Annotated in this window: 14 protein-coding genes; 4 read left to right on the forward strand and 10 right to left on the reverse strand. The window is 72.8% G+C overall.

From position 1 onward, the window contains the following. Nucleotides 1–214 precede the first annotated feature (214 nt). Entirely contained in the window at nucleotides 215–1,273 is a 1,059-nt protein-coding gene (locus ACFPCY_RS24400; RefSeq protein ID WP_378258861.1) for a hypothetical protein, read from the reverse strand. Nucleotides 1,274–1,517: 244 nt separating this feature from the next. On the opposite strand from ACFPCY_RS24400, the gene cofD reads away from it, so the two are divergent. Together cofD and ACFPCY_RS24410 are read left to right on the forward strand one after the other, a co-directional pair. Beyond that, complete coding sequence (gene cofD, locus ACFPCY_RS24405; protein ID WP_378258863.1) at nucleotides 1,518–2,459, forward strand: 2-phospho-L-lactate transferase; 942 nt, start codon at nucleotides 1,518–1,520, stop codon at nucleotides 2,457–2,459. Further along, entirely contained in the window at nucleotides 2,456–3,742 is a 1,287-nt protein-coding gene (locus ACFPCY_RS24410) for a coenzyme F420-0:L-glutamate ligase (protein ID WP_378258865.1), read from the forward strand. Before cofD ends, ACFPCY_RS24410 begins: the two co-directional genes overlap by 4 nt. 57 nt (nucleotides 3,743–3,799) lie before the next feature. Here the strand turns inward: ACFPCY_RS24410 and ACFPCY_RS24415 are convergent, their stop codons facing one another. From ACFPCY_RS24415 to ACFPCY_RS24445, 7 genes are all read right to left on the reverse strand, one after another. Then, on the reverse strand, nucleotides 3,800–6,382 hold the full coding sequence (locus tag ACFPCY_RS24415; RefSeq protein WP_378258867.1) for a bifunctional FO biosynthesis protein CofGH: 2,583 nt from the start codon (nucleotides 6,380–6,382) through the stop codon (nucleotides 3,800–3,802). A 153-nt stretch (nucleotides 6,383–6,535) separates the two neighbouring features. Then, entirely contained in the window at nucleotides 6,536–7,495 is a 960-nt protein-coding gene (locus tag ACFPCY_RS24420) for a LysR family transcriptional regulator (RefSeq protein WP_378258869.1), read from the reverse strand. A gap of 306 nt (nucleotides 7,496–7,801) precedes the next feature. After that, entirely contained in the window at nucleotides 7,802–8,737 is a 936-nt protein-coding gene (locus ACFPCY_RS24425) for a DNA-3-methyladenine glycosylase family protein (RefSeq protein ID WP_378258871.1), read from the reverse strand. 334 nt (nucleotides 8,738–9,071) lie between these two features. Beyond that, nucleotides 9,072–10,277: a serine hydrolase domain-containing protein gene (locus ACFPCY_RS24430; protein ID WP_378258872.1), complete on the reverse strand. Its 1,206-nt coding sequence runs from the start codon at nucleotides 10,275–10,277 to the stop codon at nucleotides 9,072–9,074. 157 nt (nucleotides 10,278–10,434) lie between these two features. After that, nucleotides 10,435–11,502 carry a mannose-1-phosphate guanylyltransferase gene (gene manB, locus ACFPCY_RS24435; protein WP_378258874.1) on the reverse strand — a complete coding sequence of 356 codons (1,068 nt, stop codon included), beginning with the start codon at nucleotides 11,500–11,502 and terminating at the stop codon, nucleotides 10,435–10,437. Between the two features lie 140 nt (nucleotides 11,503–11,642). After that, entirely contained in the window at nucleotides 11,643–12,806 is a 1,164-nt protein-coding gene (locus ACFPCY_RS24440; protein WP_378258876.1) for a glycosyltransferase family 4 protein, read from the reverse strand. Between the two features lie 117 nt (nucleotides 12,807–12,923). Then, nucleotides 12,924–13,631, reverse strand: a complete 708-nt coding sequence (locus ACFPCY_RS24445; RefSeq protein WP_378258878.1) for a class I SAM-dependent methyltransferase — start codon at nucleotides 13,629–13,631, stop codon at nucleotides 12,924–12,926. A 133-nt stretch (nucleotides 13,632–13,764) separates the two neighbouring features. Between ACFPCY_RS24445 and ACFPCY_RS24450 the strand changes: the two genes are divergently transcribed. Together ACFPCY_RS24450 and trxA are read left to right on the forward strand one after the other, a co-directional pair. Continuing rightward, on the forward strand, nucleotides 13,765–14,763 hold the full coding sequence (locus tag ACFPCY_RS24450; protein ID WP_378258879.1) for a lysylphosphatidylglycerol synthase domain-containing protein: 999 nt from the start codon (nucleotides 13,765–13,767) through the stop codon (nucleotides 14,761–14,763). Further along, nucleotides 14,760–15,086 (forward strand): thioredoxin, encoded by a 327-nt coding sequence (gene trxA, locus ACFPCY_RS24455; protein WP_378258881.1) that lies wholly within the window; start codon nucleotides 14,760–14,762, stop codon nucleotides 15,084–15,086. Before ACFPCY_RS24450 ends, trxA begins: the two co-directional genes overlap by 4 nt. A gap of 10 nt (nucleotides 15,087–15,096) precedes the next feature. Here the strand turns inward: trxA and ACFPCY_RS24460 are convergent, their stop codons facing one another. Further along, nucleotides 15,097–16,176: a glycosyltransferase family 4 protein gene (locus ACFPCY_RS24460; RefSeq protein ID WP_378258882.1), complete on the reverse strand. Its 1,080-nt coding sequence runs from the start codon at nucleotides 16,174–16,176 to the stop codon at nucleotides 15,097–15,099. A gap of 2 nt (nucleotides 16,177–16,178) precedes the next feature. Continuing rightward, entirely contained in the window at nucleotides 16,179–17,117 is a 939-nt protein-coding gene (locus ACFPCY_RS24465; RefSeq protein ID WP_378259361.1) for a glycosyltransferase family 2 protein, read from the reverse strand. Nucleotides 17,118–17,209 lie beyond the last annotated feature (92 nt).

Here is a 17,209-nt window from a genome sequence, read left to right on the forward strand (position 1 = left end):
CCCAGGCTCCATCCCCCGAGAAGGCATTGAACTACACCGACGAAATTACACGCGTGTAGCGCCCGCTCCGTCAAGCCGAACGAGTTTCCAAGTGGGCAAAGAGGGTTTTTTGGGAGATGGCGCACGCCGGTTCAACGCGGTTTTGCTCCCGCGTGGACGTGCGCCCACCACCCGGCCGACCTCAGCGAATGAAAGATCGGAAAATCTCAACGCATCACTGCGGCGGACGGTTGTCCCTGTACCAGTCGCCGCCCTCTTCCGAACCGCCCTGCTGCTCGGACTGACCCGGCTGCCCCTGGGCGCCGTGCTGCCCCTCCTGGCCGCCCTGGGAGTGCTCGCCGCTCGCGCGGTTCCCGCCGTAGGCGCGGGTCCACTCGCCCATCTCCTCCTCGTCCTCGGAGGTCTGGGCCTCGCCGCCCTGGTGCTCGGCGCCGGGCTGGGCGTGCTGCTGAGGCTGCGCCGCGGTCTGGCCTGGCTGCCCGGCCTGGCCTGGCTGTCCGGGCTGTCCCGGATGTCCGGGCTGTCCGGGCTGCTGCTGGTAGCCCTGCTGGCCGTAGTAGGCCTGGTACTCCTGCTGCGCGCCGTACTGCTGCTGGGGCGACGCCTGGCCGGGCTGGGCGGTCTGACCGGCGCCGGGCTGCGCTCCCGGCTGCTGCCCGTAGGCGGCCTGCTGGCCGTACTGCTGCTGGCCCTGCTCGTGGCCGTACGCCTGCGGCTGCCCGTAGGCCGCCTGCTGGCCGTACTGCTGGTACTGCTGCCCGCCGAACTGCTGCTGCTCGCCCGGCTGGTAGCCGAAGCCCGGGTACTGGCCGGGAGCGGGCGCGGCCGGACGGGACGGCTGCATGCCCTGGAGGACCGTGAACACGTACCAGGCGCCGACGCCGATCACCGCGAGCTTGGCCGCGCCGTACAGGAACGCCGAGAGCTTGCCGACCGCCGAGGCGTAGTCCGAACCGGCGAACATGCTGGCCAGCCAGCAGATGACGCCGATCAGGGCCATTCCACCGAGCACGCCGAGCGCGCCGATGACGATGGTCCGGGCCTGCGGCGTCGGGCCCTCCGAACGCGAGGTCACCAGCCACACCGCGAACGCCAGCATGGCGGTGACGGCGATGTTGGTGAAGGTCCCGCCGTCGACCTCGGTGAGCGCGTGGAATGTGAAGGAGCCGCGTCCGAACAGTGCGACGATGCCCGCGAACAACTGCACTCCCGCCGAGGCGAGCAGGACCCAGGCGGCCGGTTCGCGCAGGCGCTGGACGGCTTCCGTGTTCACGGTGACATCTCCCCGGTGGTGACGGTTGCGTTATCCGGATTCGAGAAAAAGCTTCGCACATCTCGTCAGGTCATGCCCGCTCCGCCCTCGGTGAAAGGCGTCCGCGTGCCGTCCATTCGTAGGGCGTGCCCTTCCCTAACGGCGGTCGGTGACACCTCGCCCCCGTCCGGACGGCACTCAGGTCGCGTCCCGGCGGCACCCCCGCGCGCACGAGGGGCTCCCCCACCGCCTCTAGGCTGGGCACATGAGGATCGTGGCGCTGGCGGGCGGCATCGGTGGGGCCCGCTTCCTGCGCGGACTGCGGGCGGCCGCCCCCGAGGCCGAGATCACCGTGATCGGCAACACCGGAGACGACATCTCCCTGTTCGGTCTCCGGGTCTGTCCCGACCTGGACACCGTGATGTACACGCTCGGCGGCGGCATCAATGAGGAACAGGGCTGGGGACGGCGGGACGAGAGTTTCACCGTTAAGGAAGAACTGCTCGAATACGGCGTCGGCCCGTCCTGGTTCGGGCTCGGCGACCGCGACTTCGCGACGCATATCGTCCGGACGCAGATGCTCGCGGCCGGTTACCGCCTTTCCGCGGTGACCGAGGCGCTGTGCGACCGGTGGCGGCCGGGCGTGCGGCTCATCCCGATGACCGACGACCAGGTCGAGACGCACGTGGTCGTGGACGACCCCGAGCGGGGCCGCCGCGCGATCCACTTCCAGGAGTGGTGGGTGCGGCTGCGCGCGGCGCTGCCGGCCGTGTCGATCGCCCCGGTCGGCGCGGACGAGGCGAAGCCCGCGCCGGGCGTGCTCAAGGCGATCGAGGCGGCGGACGTGGTGCTGTTCCCGCCGTCCAACCCGGTGGTGAGCATCGGGACGATCCTGTCGATCCCCGGCATCAAGGACGCGGTGGAGCGGAAGACCGTCGTCGGCGTGTCGCCGATCATCGGCGGCGCGCCCGTGCGCGGCATGGCCGACGCGTGCCTGACCGCGATCGGCGTCGAGACGTCCGCGCAGGCCGTGGCCGAGCACTACGGCGCGGACCTGCTCGACGGCTGGCTCGTGGACGAGGCGGACGAGGGCGTCGCCGTCGAGGGCGTCGAGGTGCGGTCCCGGCCGCTGCTGATGAGCGATCCCGAGGCGACCGAGGCGATCGCGCGGGCGGCGCTCGACCTGGCCGGGGAGCTCGCCCAGTGAGCTTCCAGGTCTTCGGCGTCCAGGGGATGCCCGAGGTGCGGGACGGCGACGACATCGCCGCGCTGATCCCCGCCGATCTGCTGGCGGACGGCGACGTCGTGGTCGTCACGTCCAAGATCGTGAGCAAGGCGGAGGGCCGCGTGCTCGTCGCGGACGACCGGGAGAAGGCGATCGACGCCGAGACCGTCCGGGTCGTCGCGCGTCGCACGCACGCGAAGGGCGAGACGCGCATCGTGGAGACGCGGCAGGGGCTCGTGCTCGCCGCCGCGGGCGTGGACGCGTCGAACACCGAGCCCGGAACGGTTCTGCTCCTGCCCGTCGATCCGGACGCGTCCGCTCGCCGCATCCGCGCGCGTGTGCGCGAGCTGACCGGCAAGAACGTGGCGGTCATCCTGTCCGACACGATGGGCCGTCCTTGGCGCAACGGACTGACCGACAACGCGATCGGCGTGGCGGGTCTCGCCCCTCTGGACGACTTCCGCGGACGCGCCGACACCTACGGAAACGACCTGACGGCCACGATCACCGCCGTCGCCGACGAACTCGCCTCGGCGGCGGAGCTGGCCAAGGGAAAGCTCTCCGGCGTCCCCGTCGCGGTGGTGCGCGGCCTAGGGGACCTCGTCACCGACGAGGACGGTCCGGGCGCGCGTGCCCTGCTCCGCTCCCCCGACGAGGACATGTTCCGGTACGGCTCGGCGGACGTCCTGTACGCGCGCCGAACGATCCGGGAGTTCTCGGACGAACCGGTGGACCCGGACGCCGTCCGGCGCGCGGTCGCCGCCGCGATCACCGCCCCGGCCCCGCACCACACCACGCCGTGGCGGTTCGTCCTGCTGGAGTCGGCCGGGTCGCGCACCCGCCTGCTGGACGCGATGCGCGACACGTGGGAGGCCGACCTGCGCCGGGACGGCAAGTCCGAGGAGTCGATCGCCAAGCGGCTCAAGCGCGGCGACGTGCTGCGGCGCGCGCCGTACCTGGTCGTCCCGTGCCTGGTCATGGACGGTTCGCACGACTACCCCGACGAGCGCCGCTCGACCGCCGAGCGCGAGATGTTCGTGGTCGCGACGGGCGCGGGCGTGCAGAACCTGCTGGTGCAGCTGGCCGTGCAGGGCCTCGGCTCGTGCTGGGTGTCGTCCACGATGTTCTGCCGTGACGTGGTGCGCGACGTCCTCGACCTGCCCGCGGACTGGGACCCGATGGGCGCCGTCGGCGTCGGTCACGCCGCCGCGCCGCCGCGCCAGCGCCCGCCGCGCTCTCCGGAGGCGTTCATCGAAGTTCGCTAAGGCGGAACGCACGTTCGTCAGGGCGGAGGGGTGCACCCCCTCCGCCCTGACGTTTTCTCAGGTGGCGATTAGCGGCAACCCTCGTCCCTGGCCGAAGTGGCCGATGCCGTCCGTCCGCCTGGCCGCGGCGATGCGCTCGGCTGTGGGGACGCCGTAGAGCGTCGTGCGTTGCTTGGCCGGACGTCCCGCGCGTTCGGCGATCGCCTCCAGCTCGCTGATGGCCTTGAAGGAGCCGTTCTCGGAGCCCGCCATACGGCTGATGGTCTCCTCCATGAGCGTGCCGCCGAGGTCGTTAACACCGCCTTGCAGGACGCGCGTGCACAGTTCGTCGCCGAGCTTGACCCAGGACGTCTGGATGTTGTCGATCGCGCCGTGCAGCAGGATGCGCGCGAGCGCGTGCACGGCGACGTTCTCCCGGACGGTCGGCCCCGGACGGGCGAGTCCGGCCAGGTAGATGGGCGAGTTGTGGTGCACGAACGGCAGCAGCACGAACTCGCTGAAGCCGCCCGTCCGCTCCTGGATCGAGCGCAGCAGCTTGATGTGTGCGACCCAGTGCGCGGGCGTGTCCACGTGGCCGTACATCATCGTGGACGTCGTCGGGATCCCGAGCTCGTGCGCGGTGGTGACGACCTCGACCCACTGGTCGGCGGGAAGCTTGCCCTTCGTCAGCACCCAGCGGACGTCGTCGTCGAGGATCTCGGCCGCGGTGCCGGGCAGCGAGTCCACGCCCGCCTCCCGCGCCGCGATCAGCCATTCCCTGATGGACAGGTCCGTGCGCGCGACGCCGTTGACGACCTCCATCGGGCTGTAGGAGTGCAGGTGGATCTCGGGCGCGCGCTTCTTCACCTCGCGGGCGAGGTCGAAGTAGGCGGTTCCGGGCAGGTCCGGATGGATGCCGCCCTGCATGCAGATCTCGGTCGCGCCCGCCGCCCACGCCTCGTCCACGCGGTCGCCGACCTGCTCCAGGGAGAGCGTGTACGCGTCGGCGTCCGTGCGGCGCTGCGCGAACGCGCAGAACCGGCAGCCGGTGTAGCAGACGTTCGTGAAGTTGACGTTCCGCGTGACGACGTAGGTGACGTCGTCGCCGACCGCTTCGCGGCGCAGGTCGTCGGCGAGCTTCGTGAGCGCGTCGAGTTCGGGACCGTCCGCGTGGAGAAGGGCCAGCGCCTCGTCGTCGGAGAGTCCCGCCGGGTCCTTCTCGGCGGACGCCAGCGCGGTCTTGATGTCGGCGTCGAACCGCTGCGGAGCCGTCGCGATGCGCTCGCGCGCGGCTTCCCAGTCGCCGTAGACCGAGTCGAAGTCCTCGCGCCGATCGGTCGTGCGGCCGTCGGTGTCGATGGTGACGTGCAGGTCGGTGCGGCCGGACGCGGTGAACCCGCCGTCAGGCTCCTGCCACGGGCGGCCCTCCGGCACGGCGTCCTCGCGGGCGAGGCCGGTCTCCGGATCGGCGAGCGCGGCGACGTGCCCGGCCAGGCGCGGATCGAGCCACGGTTCGCCGCGCCGGATGTACTCGGGGTAGATCGTGAGGCGCTCGCGCAGCGCGAAGCCCGCCTCGGCGGTCCGCTCGGCGAGCTCGTCGATCTGCGGCCACGGACGCTCGGGGTTCACGTGGTCCGGGGTGAGCGGCGAGACGCCGCCCCAGTCGTCGATCCCGGCGCGCAGCAGCAGTCTGTACTGCTCGTCGACCAGGTTCGGCGGGGCCTGGATGCGCGCCTTCGGACCGAGGACGAGCCGCGCGACCGCGATCGTCGCGGCCAGCTCGGCGAGCTCGGCGTCCGGCGTGTCGCGCATCTTGGTGTCCGGCTTGGCGCGGAAGTTCTGGACGATGACCTCCTGGACCGCCCCGTACTCGCGCATCGTCCGGCGGATGGCGAAGATCGCGTCCACGCGCTCGTCGAGCGTCTCGCCGATGCCGATCAGGATGCCGGTCGTGAACGGGACGTTGCTGCGCCCGGCGTCCTCCAGCACCCGCAGCCGGACGGCCGGGTCCTTGTCGGGCGAGCCGAAGTGCGGGCCGCCGCGCTCGCTGAACAGGCGCGTCGCGGTCGTCTCCAGCATCATCCCCATGGACGGCGCGACCGGCTTGAGCCGCTGGAAGTCGCGCCACGTCATCACGCCAGGGTTGAGGTGCGGCAGCAGGCCGGTCTCCTCCAGCACGCGGACGGCCATCGCGCGCACGTACGAGAGCGTGTCGTCGTAGCCGTGCGCGTCCAGCCACTCGCGGGCCTGCTTCCAGCGGTCCTCGGGACGGTCGCCGAGGGTGAACAGGGCCTCCTTGCAGCCCATCGCCGCGCCTTGACGGGCGATCTCCAGCACCTCGTCCGGGCTCAGGTAGGGCGCGTCGAGCCGGTGCGGCACCGTCGCGAACGTGCAGTAGCCGCAGCGGTCGCGGCACAGGCGGGTGAGCGGGATGAAGACCTTCCGGCTGTAGGTGATCACGCCGGGACGGCCGGCCGCCTCCAGTCCCGCGTCGCGGGCGCGGCCGGCGTACGTCAGCAGGTCGTCGAGCTGCGCGCCCCGGGCGTGCAGCAGGATCGTGGCCTCGGTCGGGTCGAGCGTCTTGCCGTCGCGCGCCCGCGCGAGCGCCCGGCGGAGGGCGGCTTCTGAGGGGGCGGATGCACGCGTGCTCTCAACGTCCATGCGCGAACTCTATGCCAAGCGTCATATTCGCCGAGCGGCCGGGGTCGCCTCAGGCCTCGAAGGGAGTCGCCTCCCGCCTCCCGCCACCGGCTCACGGCTTCGACGCTTTGAAGGGAACAGCAACCGTCCTTCCCGTCCTGTTCCCCTCGGAACTCAGGAGCGGACCGGGACGTGCGGGCCGCGGACGAGGCTCGGCCGGCGCGCGGCCAGGTCGCCCGCCGACTCGCGGAGCGCGTCGAGCAGCGCGCGGACCGACGGCCGGACGTCCGCGCCGACCCGCGTCCACAGCACCATGCGGCGGCGCAGCGGCTCCCCGGCGAGCGGCCGGGTGACGACGCCGGGCTGCTGCTCGGCGAAGGCCAGGTCGGGCATGACGCTGACCGCGCCGCCGTGCGCGATCATCGCGAACATCACCATGATGTCGTTCGTGCGGTAGCGCACGTCGGGCCGGAAGCCGCCGAGGTCCAGGCAGGCACGTTCCAGCACGTCCGCGTGGTTGGTGCCGACGTGCCCGGCGACCCAGCGCTCGTCCGACAGGGCAGCGAGCGGGATCGGGCCGCCGGACGCGGCGAGCGGATGCCCCTCGGGCATCGCGACCTGGACGGGCTCGCTCAGCAGCTCCTCGGCGACGAGCTCCGGACGCCGCACGCGCGGCAGCTGCGAGTGCTCGTCGGTCAGCGCGACGTCGATCTCCTGGAGCGTGAGCGCCTGCAGGACGCGGATGAACTCCTCGTCGAGGACGTCCACGGTGAGGTCGGGGTACTCGGCGGCCAGGCCCGGCAGCGCGGGCGCGAGGACGTGCAGCAGCGCGGTCTGGAACGCCACGATCCGGACGGTCCCCGCGACCCGGCCGGACGCGGCGAGGGCCTCCTCCTCCGCCCGGCGCGCCTCGTCGAGCACCCCCTGCGCGCGGGCGGCCAGCACCTCGCCCGCCGGGGTCAGCCGCAGCCGCCGCCCGACCTTCTCCACCAGCGGGACGCCGACCTCGCGCTGCAACTGCGCGAGCTGCTGCGACACCGCCGACGGGCTGTACCCGAGCGCCTCGGCGACCGCGCCCGCCGTGCCGCGCAGCTGAAGCTCGCGAAGCACCCGCAACCTGCCCAGATCCAACATAGTGAAGGGATTCTTACACGAACGCTGAAGAAACTGTCGCTGGACCTGAACATTGGACGGCGTCAAACTGTAACTGCGGCCGGGGAACGGCAAGGCGTTCCCCGGCCCGCACCACCCGCGCGGGAAGTCCGAGCCCAGGCCAGGGCTCACGAGCATCGGATGCGAAAGGACTTCTCATGTACATCGTCATCGCCCTCGTCGCCCTCGCCGTCCTCGGCCCGCTGTTCGGCCGCGACACCCGCGACGGCCTGGACTGGGCCCGCGGCACCTTCTGGCTGCCGCGCCGCCCGGGCCCGGACGCCCCGGTCAGAAGCTCCGGTAGTCGCGGACCGGAAGCCGCGGGCCGCGCCTCGGCGGACGCTCGCCGCTCAGTTCCAGCAGGCGTGTGACCCGGTGCCGGTGCCCCCGGTACGGTTCCAGCAACTCCAGCATCCCCGCGTCGTCGGTCCGGCTCCCGGTGAGCGCCCAGCCCACCAGGCCGGGCAGGTGGTAGTCGCCCACCGAGACCGCGTCGGGATCGCCGACCGCCCGCTGCCGGGTCTCGGCCGCCGTCCACACCCCGATCCCGGGGAGTGAGCGCAGCCGCGGCTCGGCCGCGTCGCGTTCCAGCCGGGACGCGACCCGCCCGGCCCCGATGATCGTCCGCGCCCGGACCGCCTCGATGCCCGACCGGTGCCACTCCCACGACGGGACGCGCACCCACTCCTCCGGCGACGGCGGAACCCGCAGGCTGAGCGGACGCCCCCGATCGGTCATCACTCCGGCCGGCCCCGGCGCCGGCTCACCGAAGCGTCTCAGCAGGTAGCGCCAGCCCCGCCACGCCTCCGTGCTCAGCACCTTCTGCTCCAGGACGGCCGGGACGAGCGCCTCGAACACCCGGCCCGTCCGGCCGATGCGCAGGCCGGGACGGCGGCGCAGCGTCTCGCGCAGCACGTCGTGCCGCGGCTCGAACCCGGACGGGTCGTCGGCCGCGCCCAGCATCTCCGGGACCGCGTCGAGCAGCCACTCCGCGCCCGGCCCCCACGCCGCCGCCTCGACCACGTCGAAGCAGCGCCGCAGCCGCAGCGTGCCGGGACCGTCCGGCGTCCGGACGGCGCGCCAGTAGCCGCCGCCCGCGTCCACGGCGAACGCCGGATCACCGGTGCCGCGCCGGTGCGGCCGGAGCACCAGGCCGAGATCGACCTCCCACGGCGGCCGCCATTCCCGCTCCCGGATGACGCCTCCCTCCGCCGCCCCGCACACCCTCCACCTGAAGCGCGTCCAAGGTATGCGACCCCGGCGACAGAACGGCCCCCCTCGCAGCGGCCACCCGCCGCGGGACGAGTGGCCACCGCAAGATGGATGGCCATCGCGGGTCGAGTGGCCCCCGCGGGTCGAGTGGCCGTCGCGGGACGGGTGGCCACCGCGGGACGGATGGCCACCGCGGGTCGAGTAGCCGCCGCGGGAAGGATGGCCAGCGCGGGACGGGTGGAACCTCGGGGCGAATGGCCAGCGCGGGGCTGATGGCCGCCGCAGGGGCGGGTGGCCGTCGCGGGGCGGGTGGCCGTTGCGGGGCGGGTGGCCGTTGCGGGAGGGGTCAGTGGCCGGAGGCGATGGCCGGGTCGAAGGTCGCGGCGGCGATCTTGACGATGTACGGCCCCTCGGAACCGTCCTTGTTGCCGGTCGCGTTGAGCGAGTAGGCGACGACGCGGCTCAGGTCGCGGGTCGCCATCAGGCCCGTCGTGTAGCCGGGGCGCGAGCCGCTCTTGCCCCACGCGACCACGCCGTTCGAGCCCTCGAAGCGCATCAGGCCGAGGCCGAAGCAGGCGCGCCCGGGGTTCTTGCCGACGACGCAGTTGTCCTTGCCCTTGTAGGGCAGGTCGGGCACGCGGAACATCTCGTTCAGCTCGGGCTCCGGCACGACGCGCCCCCGGAACAGCGCCGTGATGAAGCGGGTCAGGTCGGACGTGCTGGAGATCAGTCCGCCCTCGGCGGCGGGCCAGGGGCTCTGCCGCGACACGTCGCGCAGGACCGTCCGCCCGTTCTCCTCGACGGCGACGTAGCCGTGCGCGTGCGGGCCGGGCAGGCGCGGGTCGCGGCGGTCCAGCGCGAAGGTGTCCTTCAGCCGCAGCGGGCGGATGATCCGGCGGGTCACCTCGTCCTGGTAGGTGTGGCCGGTGACCTGCTCGATCACCACTCCGGCCACCCAGTAGTTCAGCCCGTTGTACTGCTGGACGGTCCCCGGCGCGGACGCCATCGGGTACTGGACGCCGTCGGCGACGATCTGCCGCATCGTCCAGGAGTCGAGGCGGTGCGCGACGAACCAGTCGGCGTCGCCGAACCCGAGGTTCCCCTGGGTCGGCAGCCCGCTGGTGTGGTCGAGCAACTGCCGGACGGTGATCCGCGGATACGACGCGGGCAGCAGGTCCGGGACGTAGTGCTGGACGGACTCGTCGAGGTCGATCTTGCCCTCGTGGACGAGCTGGAGCATCAGCGCGGCGGTGAAGACCTTCGTGGCCGAGCCGATCCGGAACCGGCCGTTCGCGGGGACGGGCGCCTTCGTCCGGACGTCCCGGACGCCGGACACGCCCTCCCAGCTCCCGGCCGACCCCGACACCTTCAGGATCGCGCCGGTCAGCGTCGGGTTCGGCAGCCCCGCGATGGACGCCTTCAGCGCGGCGGGGTCGAGCGCGGGGAGCGTGCCGTTCGTATCTTTCGTGCCGGCCGAGGCGGACGCGGGAACGGACAGGGCGAGGGCCGTCACCGCCGCGGCGGCGGCGGTGAGCAGAGGGAGTTTCGGCATGCCCAAACCCTCTGACGATCACGGACGGAAGGGATCGGCCGGGCGGACGAACCCGGCACTGAACCGTCCCTCCGGAGAAACCCCGAGACGCCCCCGAGACCGCCCGCGTCCGCCCAGGTCAGGTCGGGTCGGGTCGGGTCAGCCCGGTCGGTGGAGGTCAGGCGTCGGTCGAGAAGCGGACGGCGGTCGGCGGCAGGGAGATGCCGGGCCACAGCCGCAGGCCGTCGCGCAGCTCGTTGCCGGGCCCGACGCTCGCGCCGTCGCCGAGGATCACGCCGTCGAGGACGGCGCCGGGGCCGACCCGCGCGCCGCGTCCGATGACCGAGTCGCGGACGGTCGCGCCCTCGGCGACGAACGCGCCGTCCTGCAGGACGCTGCCGAGGACGGTCGCGCCGGCCTCGATCTCCGCGCCGCGCCCGACCGTCGTGCCCTCCCGCACGACCGCCCCGCCGGACACGACCGCGCCCGGAAGGATCAGCCGGTCGCCCGGCTCGCCGGGCATCGCGGGCGAGGCGATCCGGCCCAGCACGAGGTCGCACGAGCCGCGCACGAACGCCTCGGGGGTGCCGACGTCCAGCCAGTACGCGGACTCGACGTAGCCCATCACGGTCGCCCCGGACGAGATCATCGTCGGGAACGTCTCGCGCTCGACCGACACCACCTCGCCCTCCGGGATCGCGTCGAGCGCCGAGCGCCGGAACACGTAGCAGCCCGCGTTGATCTGGTTGGTGACCGGCCGCGCCGCCTTCTCCAGGAACGCGGTGACCCGGCCGTGCTCGTCGGTCGGGACGACGCCGAACCGGGACGGGTCGTCCACCGTGGTCAGGTGCAGCGTCGCGGCGGCCTGGGACCGCTCGTGCAGCTCGACCTGCGCCGGGACGTCGTGCCCCGACAGGATGTCGCCGTTCAGGATCAGCACCGGGTCGTCCGGGCCGGAGGACAGCGCCGCCGCCGCGTTCCGGATCGCGCCGCCCGTGCCGAGCGGCTGCTTCTCGCTGACGTAGGCCAGGTCGACACCCTGCGCCTTGCGCCCGAACGCCGCCTCGAACATCTCGGCGCGGTAGGACGTCGCGAAGACGATCCGCGTGACGCCCACCTCGTGCGCGCGCGCGAGCTGGTGGGCCAGAAACGCGACGCCCGCCGTGGGCAGCAGCGGCTTCGGCGTCGAGATCGTCAACGGGCGCAGCCGGGTTCCCTGTCCCCCGACCAGCAGGATCGCTTCCACTGGGCTCCTTCAGCGCTGTCCGGAACGCATCGTCCGGCGAGCCTAACGCGTTCCGCGACGGCTCGTTCCGCACCGTCACCGGACGGCATGAGCGCTGTGAGAAGAGGACAAAACCCCGCTCGCAACGGCCGCGGCTTCGCTCAGGAAGGATGCGATTCCGCGTACTGCGCGATCGCGCGCGCGTACGAGGACAGGTGGGCGCGGGCCGAATCCTCCCAGGTGAAGTCCTCGGCGCGGGTAAACGCCGACTCGGCCAGTTCGAGGCGGCGCTCCGGCGCGTCCAGGAGCGACGCGAGCGCCCTGCCGATCGCGGTCGGGTCGGGCTCGGTGTAGGCGACCGCCTCGCCGCCGACCTCGGGCAGCGGTCCGCGACGCGTCGTCAGGACCGTCCCGCCGCAGGCCATCGCCTCCAGAACGGGCAGACCGAAACCCTCGCCCCGGCTCGGCAGCGCCACCACGAGCGCGCCGCCGAGGAACCCCGGCAGCAGCGACCACGGCAGGTACCCGGACCGGACGACCCGCAGGTGGCCCGGCACGACCGCGAGCGCCGCGTCCACCTCGTCGTCCCAGCCTCCGCCGCCCGCCAGGACCAGCGCGGGCGGTTCGCTGCGCCCGGCGCACGCCCGCACCCAGCCGCGGATCAGGTTCGGCACGTTCTTGCGCGGCTCCAGCGCGCCCAGGTACGCCACGTACGGGTGCCCGTGCAGGCCGAGCCGGTCCGAGACGCGCTTGACCTCCTCGGGCGTCGGACGCCGGAACACCTGGTGGTCGACGCCGTGGTAGGCCACGTCGATGTGCTCGGCGCTGGCGCCCAGCAGCCGGACCAGGTCGTCCCGGACGGCCCTGGACGGCACGACGATCCGGGTCGCGCGGCGCGCCGCCGTCCGCGTCGCCGACTTGATGTAGGAGGTGCGGAGCGGGTCGTGCCGCTCCGGTTCGGCGAACAGCGTGACGTCGTGGATCGTCACGACCGTCGGCAGGCCCGCGTGCACGGGGATCGCGTAGCTCGGCAGATGCAGCACGTCCGCGCCGACGCGGTGGGCGAGCCGTGGCAGGCCGGTCTGCTCCCAGGCGAGCCGGGCCGCGCGGTGCGCCAGCGCCGCCGGGCCGGACACCACCTGCGCGCCCGGCGCGAGCGCGGCGTACCGCTCCTGCTCGACCCGCTGGCACGCGATCGCCAGCTCGGCCCCGAGCCCGTGCAGCGCGCGCAGCAGGCCCTCGACGTAGCGGCTCAGCGCGCCGCGGTCGGCGGGAACGGCCGTGGCGTCCAGCAGGATCCGAGACGGCCGCGCGTCGCTCGGCATGATCCCACCCCCGTGACGTAGATCACCCTTGACCATCCGAGCCTACGCCGATCGAGACCGTCCCGAGGGTTTCATCCGTGTTTGCCACGCCGAGGACGGCGCGCCGCCCCCCGCGGTTCACCCGCGCTTGCGGGCCTGGACGAGGACGATGCTGCCGCGCTCGTTCGGGGCCTTCGCGTCCGCGGCGGCCACCAGCGGGGCGAGCGGCGCGGCGGCGTTGAACCCGACCTTGCCGCCGTACGCCGACAGCGACAGGTACAGCCGCTCGGCCGCCGCCGTCCGGAACTGGTAGGAGTGCCGGACGAGGTCCAGCCCGCGCGCGTCCATCAGCTTGGCCAGCGACTCGTGCGTGTAGGTGTGCTGGACGTGGTACTTGGCCTTGTGCGCGTCGCGCAGCTTCGGCCAGGCGTCCGCGCGGCTGAGCACGTCGGCGGACATGAAGATCTGCCCGCCCGGCTTCAGCACCCGCGACATCTCGTCCAGCGACGTCCCGCCGTCGTCGAAGTGCTCGATCGCGCAGACCGAGAGGATCGCGTCGAACGAGCCGTCCTGGAAGGGCAGTTTCAGCGCGTCGCACTCGATCAGCGCGGGCGCGTGCGCGAGCGTCCGCCCGTACTCCATCTTCCCGCGCGCCAGGTCGATCGAGACCGCGAAGGCCCCGCGCTTGCGCGTCTGCCCGGCCCAGTACCCGTCGCCGCCCGCGACGTCGAGCACCTTCTTCCCGCGCAGGTCGGTTCCCATCCAGTCGAGGAGCGTCCCCGCCTCGCGGTACCGGCACACGTGCACCTGGTGGCCGACGAAAGCCACCACATCCGAGAGTTTCATCGGGCCCAGCCTATAGACGATGCCCGCCCGGCCGGGTGTCCTCCGCGTGTCGCGCACACGACGGGACGCCCGCCCCGCGCCGGCGCCGCGGCGGACTCGGCGGGCCGGGGCGGGGGTCCCCTACGCTGGGGGCGTGATTCAGAAGGCCGTGGCCATGCGCGCGCTGCGCGTCGTGCTGATGGTGCTCGCGCTCGCGTTCTGCGTGTGGTCGCTGGCGTCGCAGTGGGACGACACCGTGCACGCGTTCGAGCAGATGTCCTGGTACACGCTGCTCGGCGCGTTCGCGCTCGGCTTCGCCGGCCTCGTCGCGTGGATGCTGGCCTGGCGGACGTTCCTGAGCGGTCTCGGCTCGGAGCTGCCGGTCGGCGCGGCCTACCGGATCGCGTTCGTCTCCGGGCTCGGCAAGTACGTGCCCGGCATGGTGTGGGTGCTCGTCTCGCAGGTCGAGATGGCCCGCGAGTACAAGGTTCCGAGGGCGCGGAGCTTCTCGGCCACCGTCCTCGCGATCGCCACGTCCACGGCCTGCGGGCTCGCGGTGGCCGCGGTGACGCTGCCGCTGACGTCGCCCGAGGCGCGCGACCGGTACTGGTGGCTGTTCCTGCTCGCCCCGGTGCTGCTGGCCTGCCTCCACCCGAAGATCGTCACCTGGTCGCTGAACCTGGTGCTGAAGGCCGTCCGGCGGCCTCCCCTGGAGCATCCGGTGAGCATCGCCGCCACGCTGCGCGCGGTGCTGTGGACGGTCGCCGGATGGATCCTGTTCGGCGGCCACCTGTGGTTGCTCAGCGCGGCGGCGGGCGGGACGGGGGCGGGGCTCCCGTTCCTGGCGACCGGCGCGTACTCGCTGGCGTTCGTCGCCGGCCTGCTGGTGTTCCTCGCGCCCGGCGGGCTCGGGGCGCGGGAGGCGGTGATGGTGCTGGTCCTGTCGCCGGTGCTTCCGGCCGGCGCTCCGATCGTGGTGGCGCTGGCGTCCCGCGTGCTGCTCACGGCCGCCGACCTGATCGGCGCGGCCGGCGCGCTCCTGCTCGGACGGCGCGGGCGAAAAGATCCGGGGGCCGGGAATGAACCCGCACCGGCCGGCCTTTCCACCAGTACGCAGCCGACGGGCACCCGGCCCACCAAGGAGCAAGCATGAGCGCCCCCATCACCGTCACCGACGCGACGTTCGACGAGCTCGTCCTCAAGAGCGAGACCCCGGTCCTGGTGGACTTCTGGGCGGACTGGTGCGGCCCCTGCAAGATGATCGCGCCGGTGCTCGACGCCATCGCGGCCGAGCAGGACGGCAAGATCACGATCGCCAAGCTGAACTACGACGAGAACCAGCAGACGCCGAACCAGTACGGCGTGCTGGGCCTGCCGACGCTGCTGCTGTTCAAGGACGGCGCCGTCGCCGAGCAGATCGTGGGCGCCAAGCCGAAGCGCGCGCTGCTGAAGATCCTCGAACCGCACCTGGGCTGAACGAGGACGCTCAGGCCGTGCCGGTGAGGGCGGCGAGGTAGGCGTCCCAGAGCGGGCCGTGGTCGGGTGCCTCGACCGCGGCCCGCAGCCGTTCCGGCTCCCCCGGCTGGTAGAAGCGCTTGATCGCCGCGGCGAGCGAGGCGACGTCGTCGGGGTCGGCGAGCAGGCCGTCCGAGCCGTCGCGGATCTGGTCGGGGAAGCCGCCGACGCGGGTCGCGATCACCGGGACGCCGTGCTCGAACGCCATCCACACGTTCTGCGAGGCCGTCGCCGCCCGGTACGGCAGGACGAGCGCGTCCGACGCCGCGAACAGCGCCGGGACCTCGGCCGCCGGGACGTAGCCGGGCCGCAGGTCCACCCGTCCGGTGAGCCCGAGCGACGCGACCAGCGCCTCGGTGTCGTCCAGCCCGCCCCAGAACTCGCCCGCGACCGTGAGCGACACGTCGTCCGGGCCCTCGGCGAGCGCCTTGAGCAGCACGTCCAGCCCCTTGTAGGGCCGGACGATCCCGAAGAACAGCAGCCGCCGCCGGACCCCGCCGTCCCGTTCCGCCGCGCCGGACGGCGTCGGCAGGTGCGCGGGCATCTCCGCCACCCGCACCGGACGGGACGTCAGCGTCCGCGCCAGCTCCGCCTGCTGCCCCGAGTGCACCAGCACCCCCGACACCCGCGTCAGCAGCGCCTTCATCAGCGGACGGTCGTACGGCCGCCGCTCGTGCGGCAGGACGTTGTGGCAGAGCGCCACGACCGGCGCGCGCCGTCCGATCCCGGCGAGGATGCCCAGGTAGGCGGGCACCTGGACGGGGGTCAGCACGGCCAGCACGACCAGGTCGCAGCCGCGCAGCGCGCGCCCGGCCCGCCACCAGCCGTCCGGACGCCGCCAGTCGAGCCGGCGCATCGTGTCCGGGAACGGCTCGCCCTCCGGCTCGGAGATCGTCTGCTGCCCCGGGTACAGGAACCCCGGGTACTGCGCCCGCCACGACTCGACGACCACCTCGTGCCCGGCGGCGGCGAGCCGGTGCGCCAGCTCGGTGGTGTGGTGCGCGCCGCCGCCCTTGTACGGGAAGGCGGGCCCGACGACCGCGATGCGCATCGCTAGCCGTCCCCGCGGGAGCGGACGATGAGGTCGGCGAGCAGCGCCATGGACCCGATGATCAGCCCGGTGACGAAGATCAGGATGGTGTTGCTGGCGAAGTACCCGAAGTGCCAGACCATGTCGAACACGCCCTTGGCCAGCCCGATCACGATCAGCCAGAGCGCCAGCGGCATCAGCACCTTGAGCGGGTTGAAGTACATCACCATGCGCAGCACCTGGAGGATGTACCGGTAGGCGTCCTTGACGAAGTGGAACTTCGAGGTGCCCGCGCGCTTGGCGTAGTCGATCGGCACGTACGAGACGTGGTGCTGGTTCGACAGGAACGCGATGGTGATCGTGGTGACGCAGGAGAAGCCGGGCGGCAGCAGCCGCAGGTAGGGCAGCGACACCTCGCGGCGGAACGCGCGCAGCCCGGAGTTCAGGTCCGGGATGCGGGTGTTGGTGAGCCGCTCGGCGACCTTGCGGATGAACCACTTGGCCGGGACGCGCAGCAGCTTGTGGGTGCCCTCCTCCGACGTCCGCGCGCCCACGACCTGGTCGATCGACGGGTCCTGGTCGAGCATGGCGACCAGCTCGGGGATCCGCTCGTTCGGGTAGGTCATGTCGGCGTCGGTCCACACGACGATGTCGCCGCGGGCCTGCTGCGTCCCGATGCGCCGGACCGTCCCGGAGCCGCTGTTGTGCCGGAACGCGACGACCTTCATGGACGGGAAGCGCGGCGCGGCCTCGCGCAGCCGGGCCAGGGTCTCGTCGGTGGAGCAGTCGTCCACCGCCAGGAGTTCATAGGCCATTCCACTGGCGTCCATCGCCTTGGTGATCCGCTCGACCTCGTCGAGGACGTGGTCCTGCTCGTTGTAGCAGGGCAGCACGATCGTGACGTGGACGGGCCGGTCGCCGGCCGGCGCGGGCTCGGCCGTCGCGGCGGCGAGGGCCTCGATGTCGTCCTGCGGCACCGCCTCGCGCGTGACCTGGGCCGCGGGCTCGGCTACGGGCGTGGTCTCGGGGGCCGCGTCGGTCGCCGGGGCCCCGT

The organism is Actinomadura gamaensis (genome assembly GCF_042652125.1).
In the GTDB taxonomy this organism is placed as follows: Bacteria; Actinomycetota; Actinomycetes; order Streptosporangiales; family Streptosporangiaceae; genus Spirillospora; species Spirillospora gamaensis.

Bases quoted from the DNA above. Each gene is read 5' to 3' on its own strand.
- cofD (WP_378258863.1), top strand. From the start codon at position 1,518: ATGAGGATCGTGGCGCTGGCGGGCGGCATCGGTGGGGCCCGCTTCCTG.
- ACFPCY_RS24415 (WP_378258867.1), bottom strand. From the start codon at position 6,382: ATGGACGTTGAGAGCACGCGTGCATCCGCCCCCTCAGAAGCCGCCCTC.
- ACFPCY_RS24420 (WP_378258869.1), bottom strand. From the start codon at position 7,495: ATGTTGGATCTGGGCAGGTTGCGGGTGCTTCGCGAGCTTCAGCTGCGC.
- ACFPCY_RS24430 (WP_378258872.1), bottom strand. From the start codon at position 10,277: ATGCCGAAACTCCCTCTGCTCACCGCCGCCGCCGCGGCGGTGACGGCC.
- ACFPCY_RS24440 (WP_378258876.1), bottom strand. From the start codon at position 12,806: ATGCCGAGCGACGCGCGGCCGTCTCGGATCCTGCTGGACGCCACGGCC.
- ACFPCY_RS24445 (WP_378258878.1), bottom strand. From the start codon at position 13,631: ATGAAACTCTCGGATGTGGTGGCTTTCGTCGGCCACCAGGTGCACGTG.
- trxA (WP_378258881.1), top strand. From the start codon at position 14,760: ATGAGCGCCCCCATCACCGTCACCGACGCGACGTTCGACGAGCTCGTC.
- ACFPCY_RS24460 (WP_378258882.1), bottom strand. From the start codon at position 16,176: ATGCGCATCGCGGTCGTCGGGCCCGCCTTCCCGTACAAGGGCGGCGGC.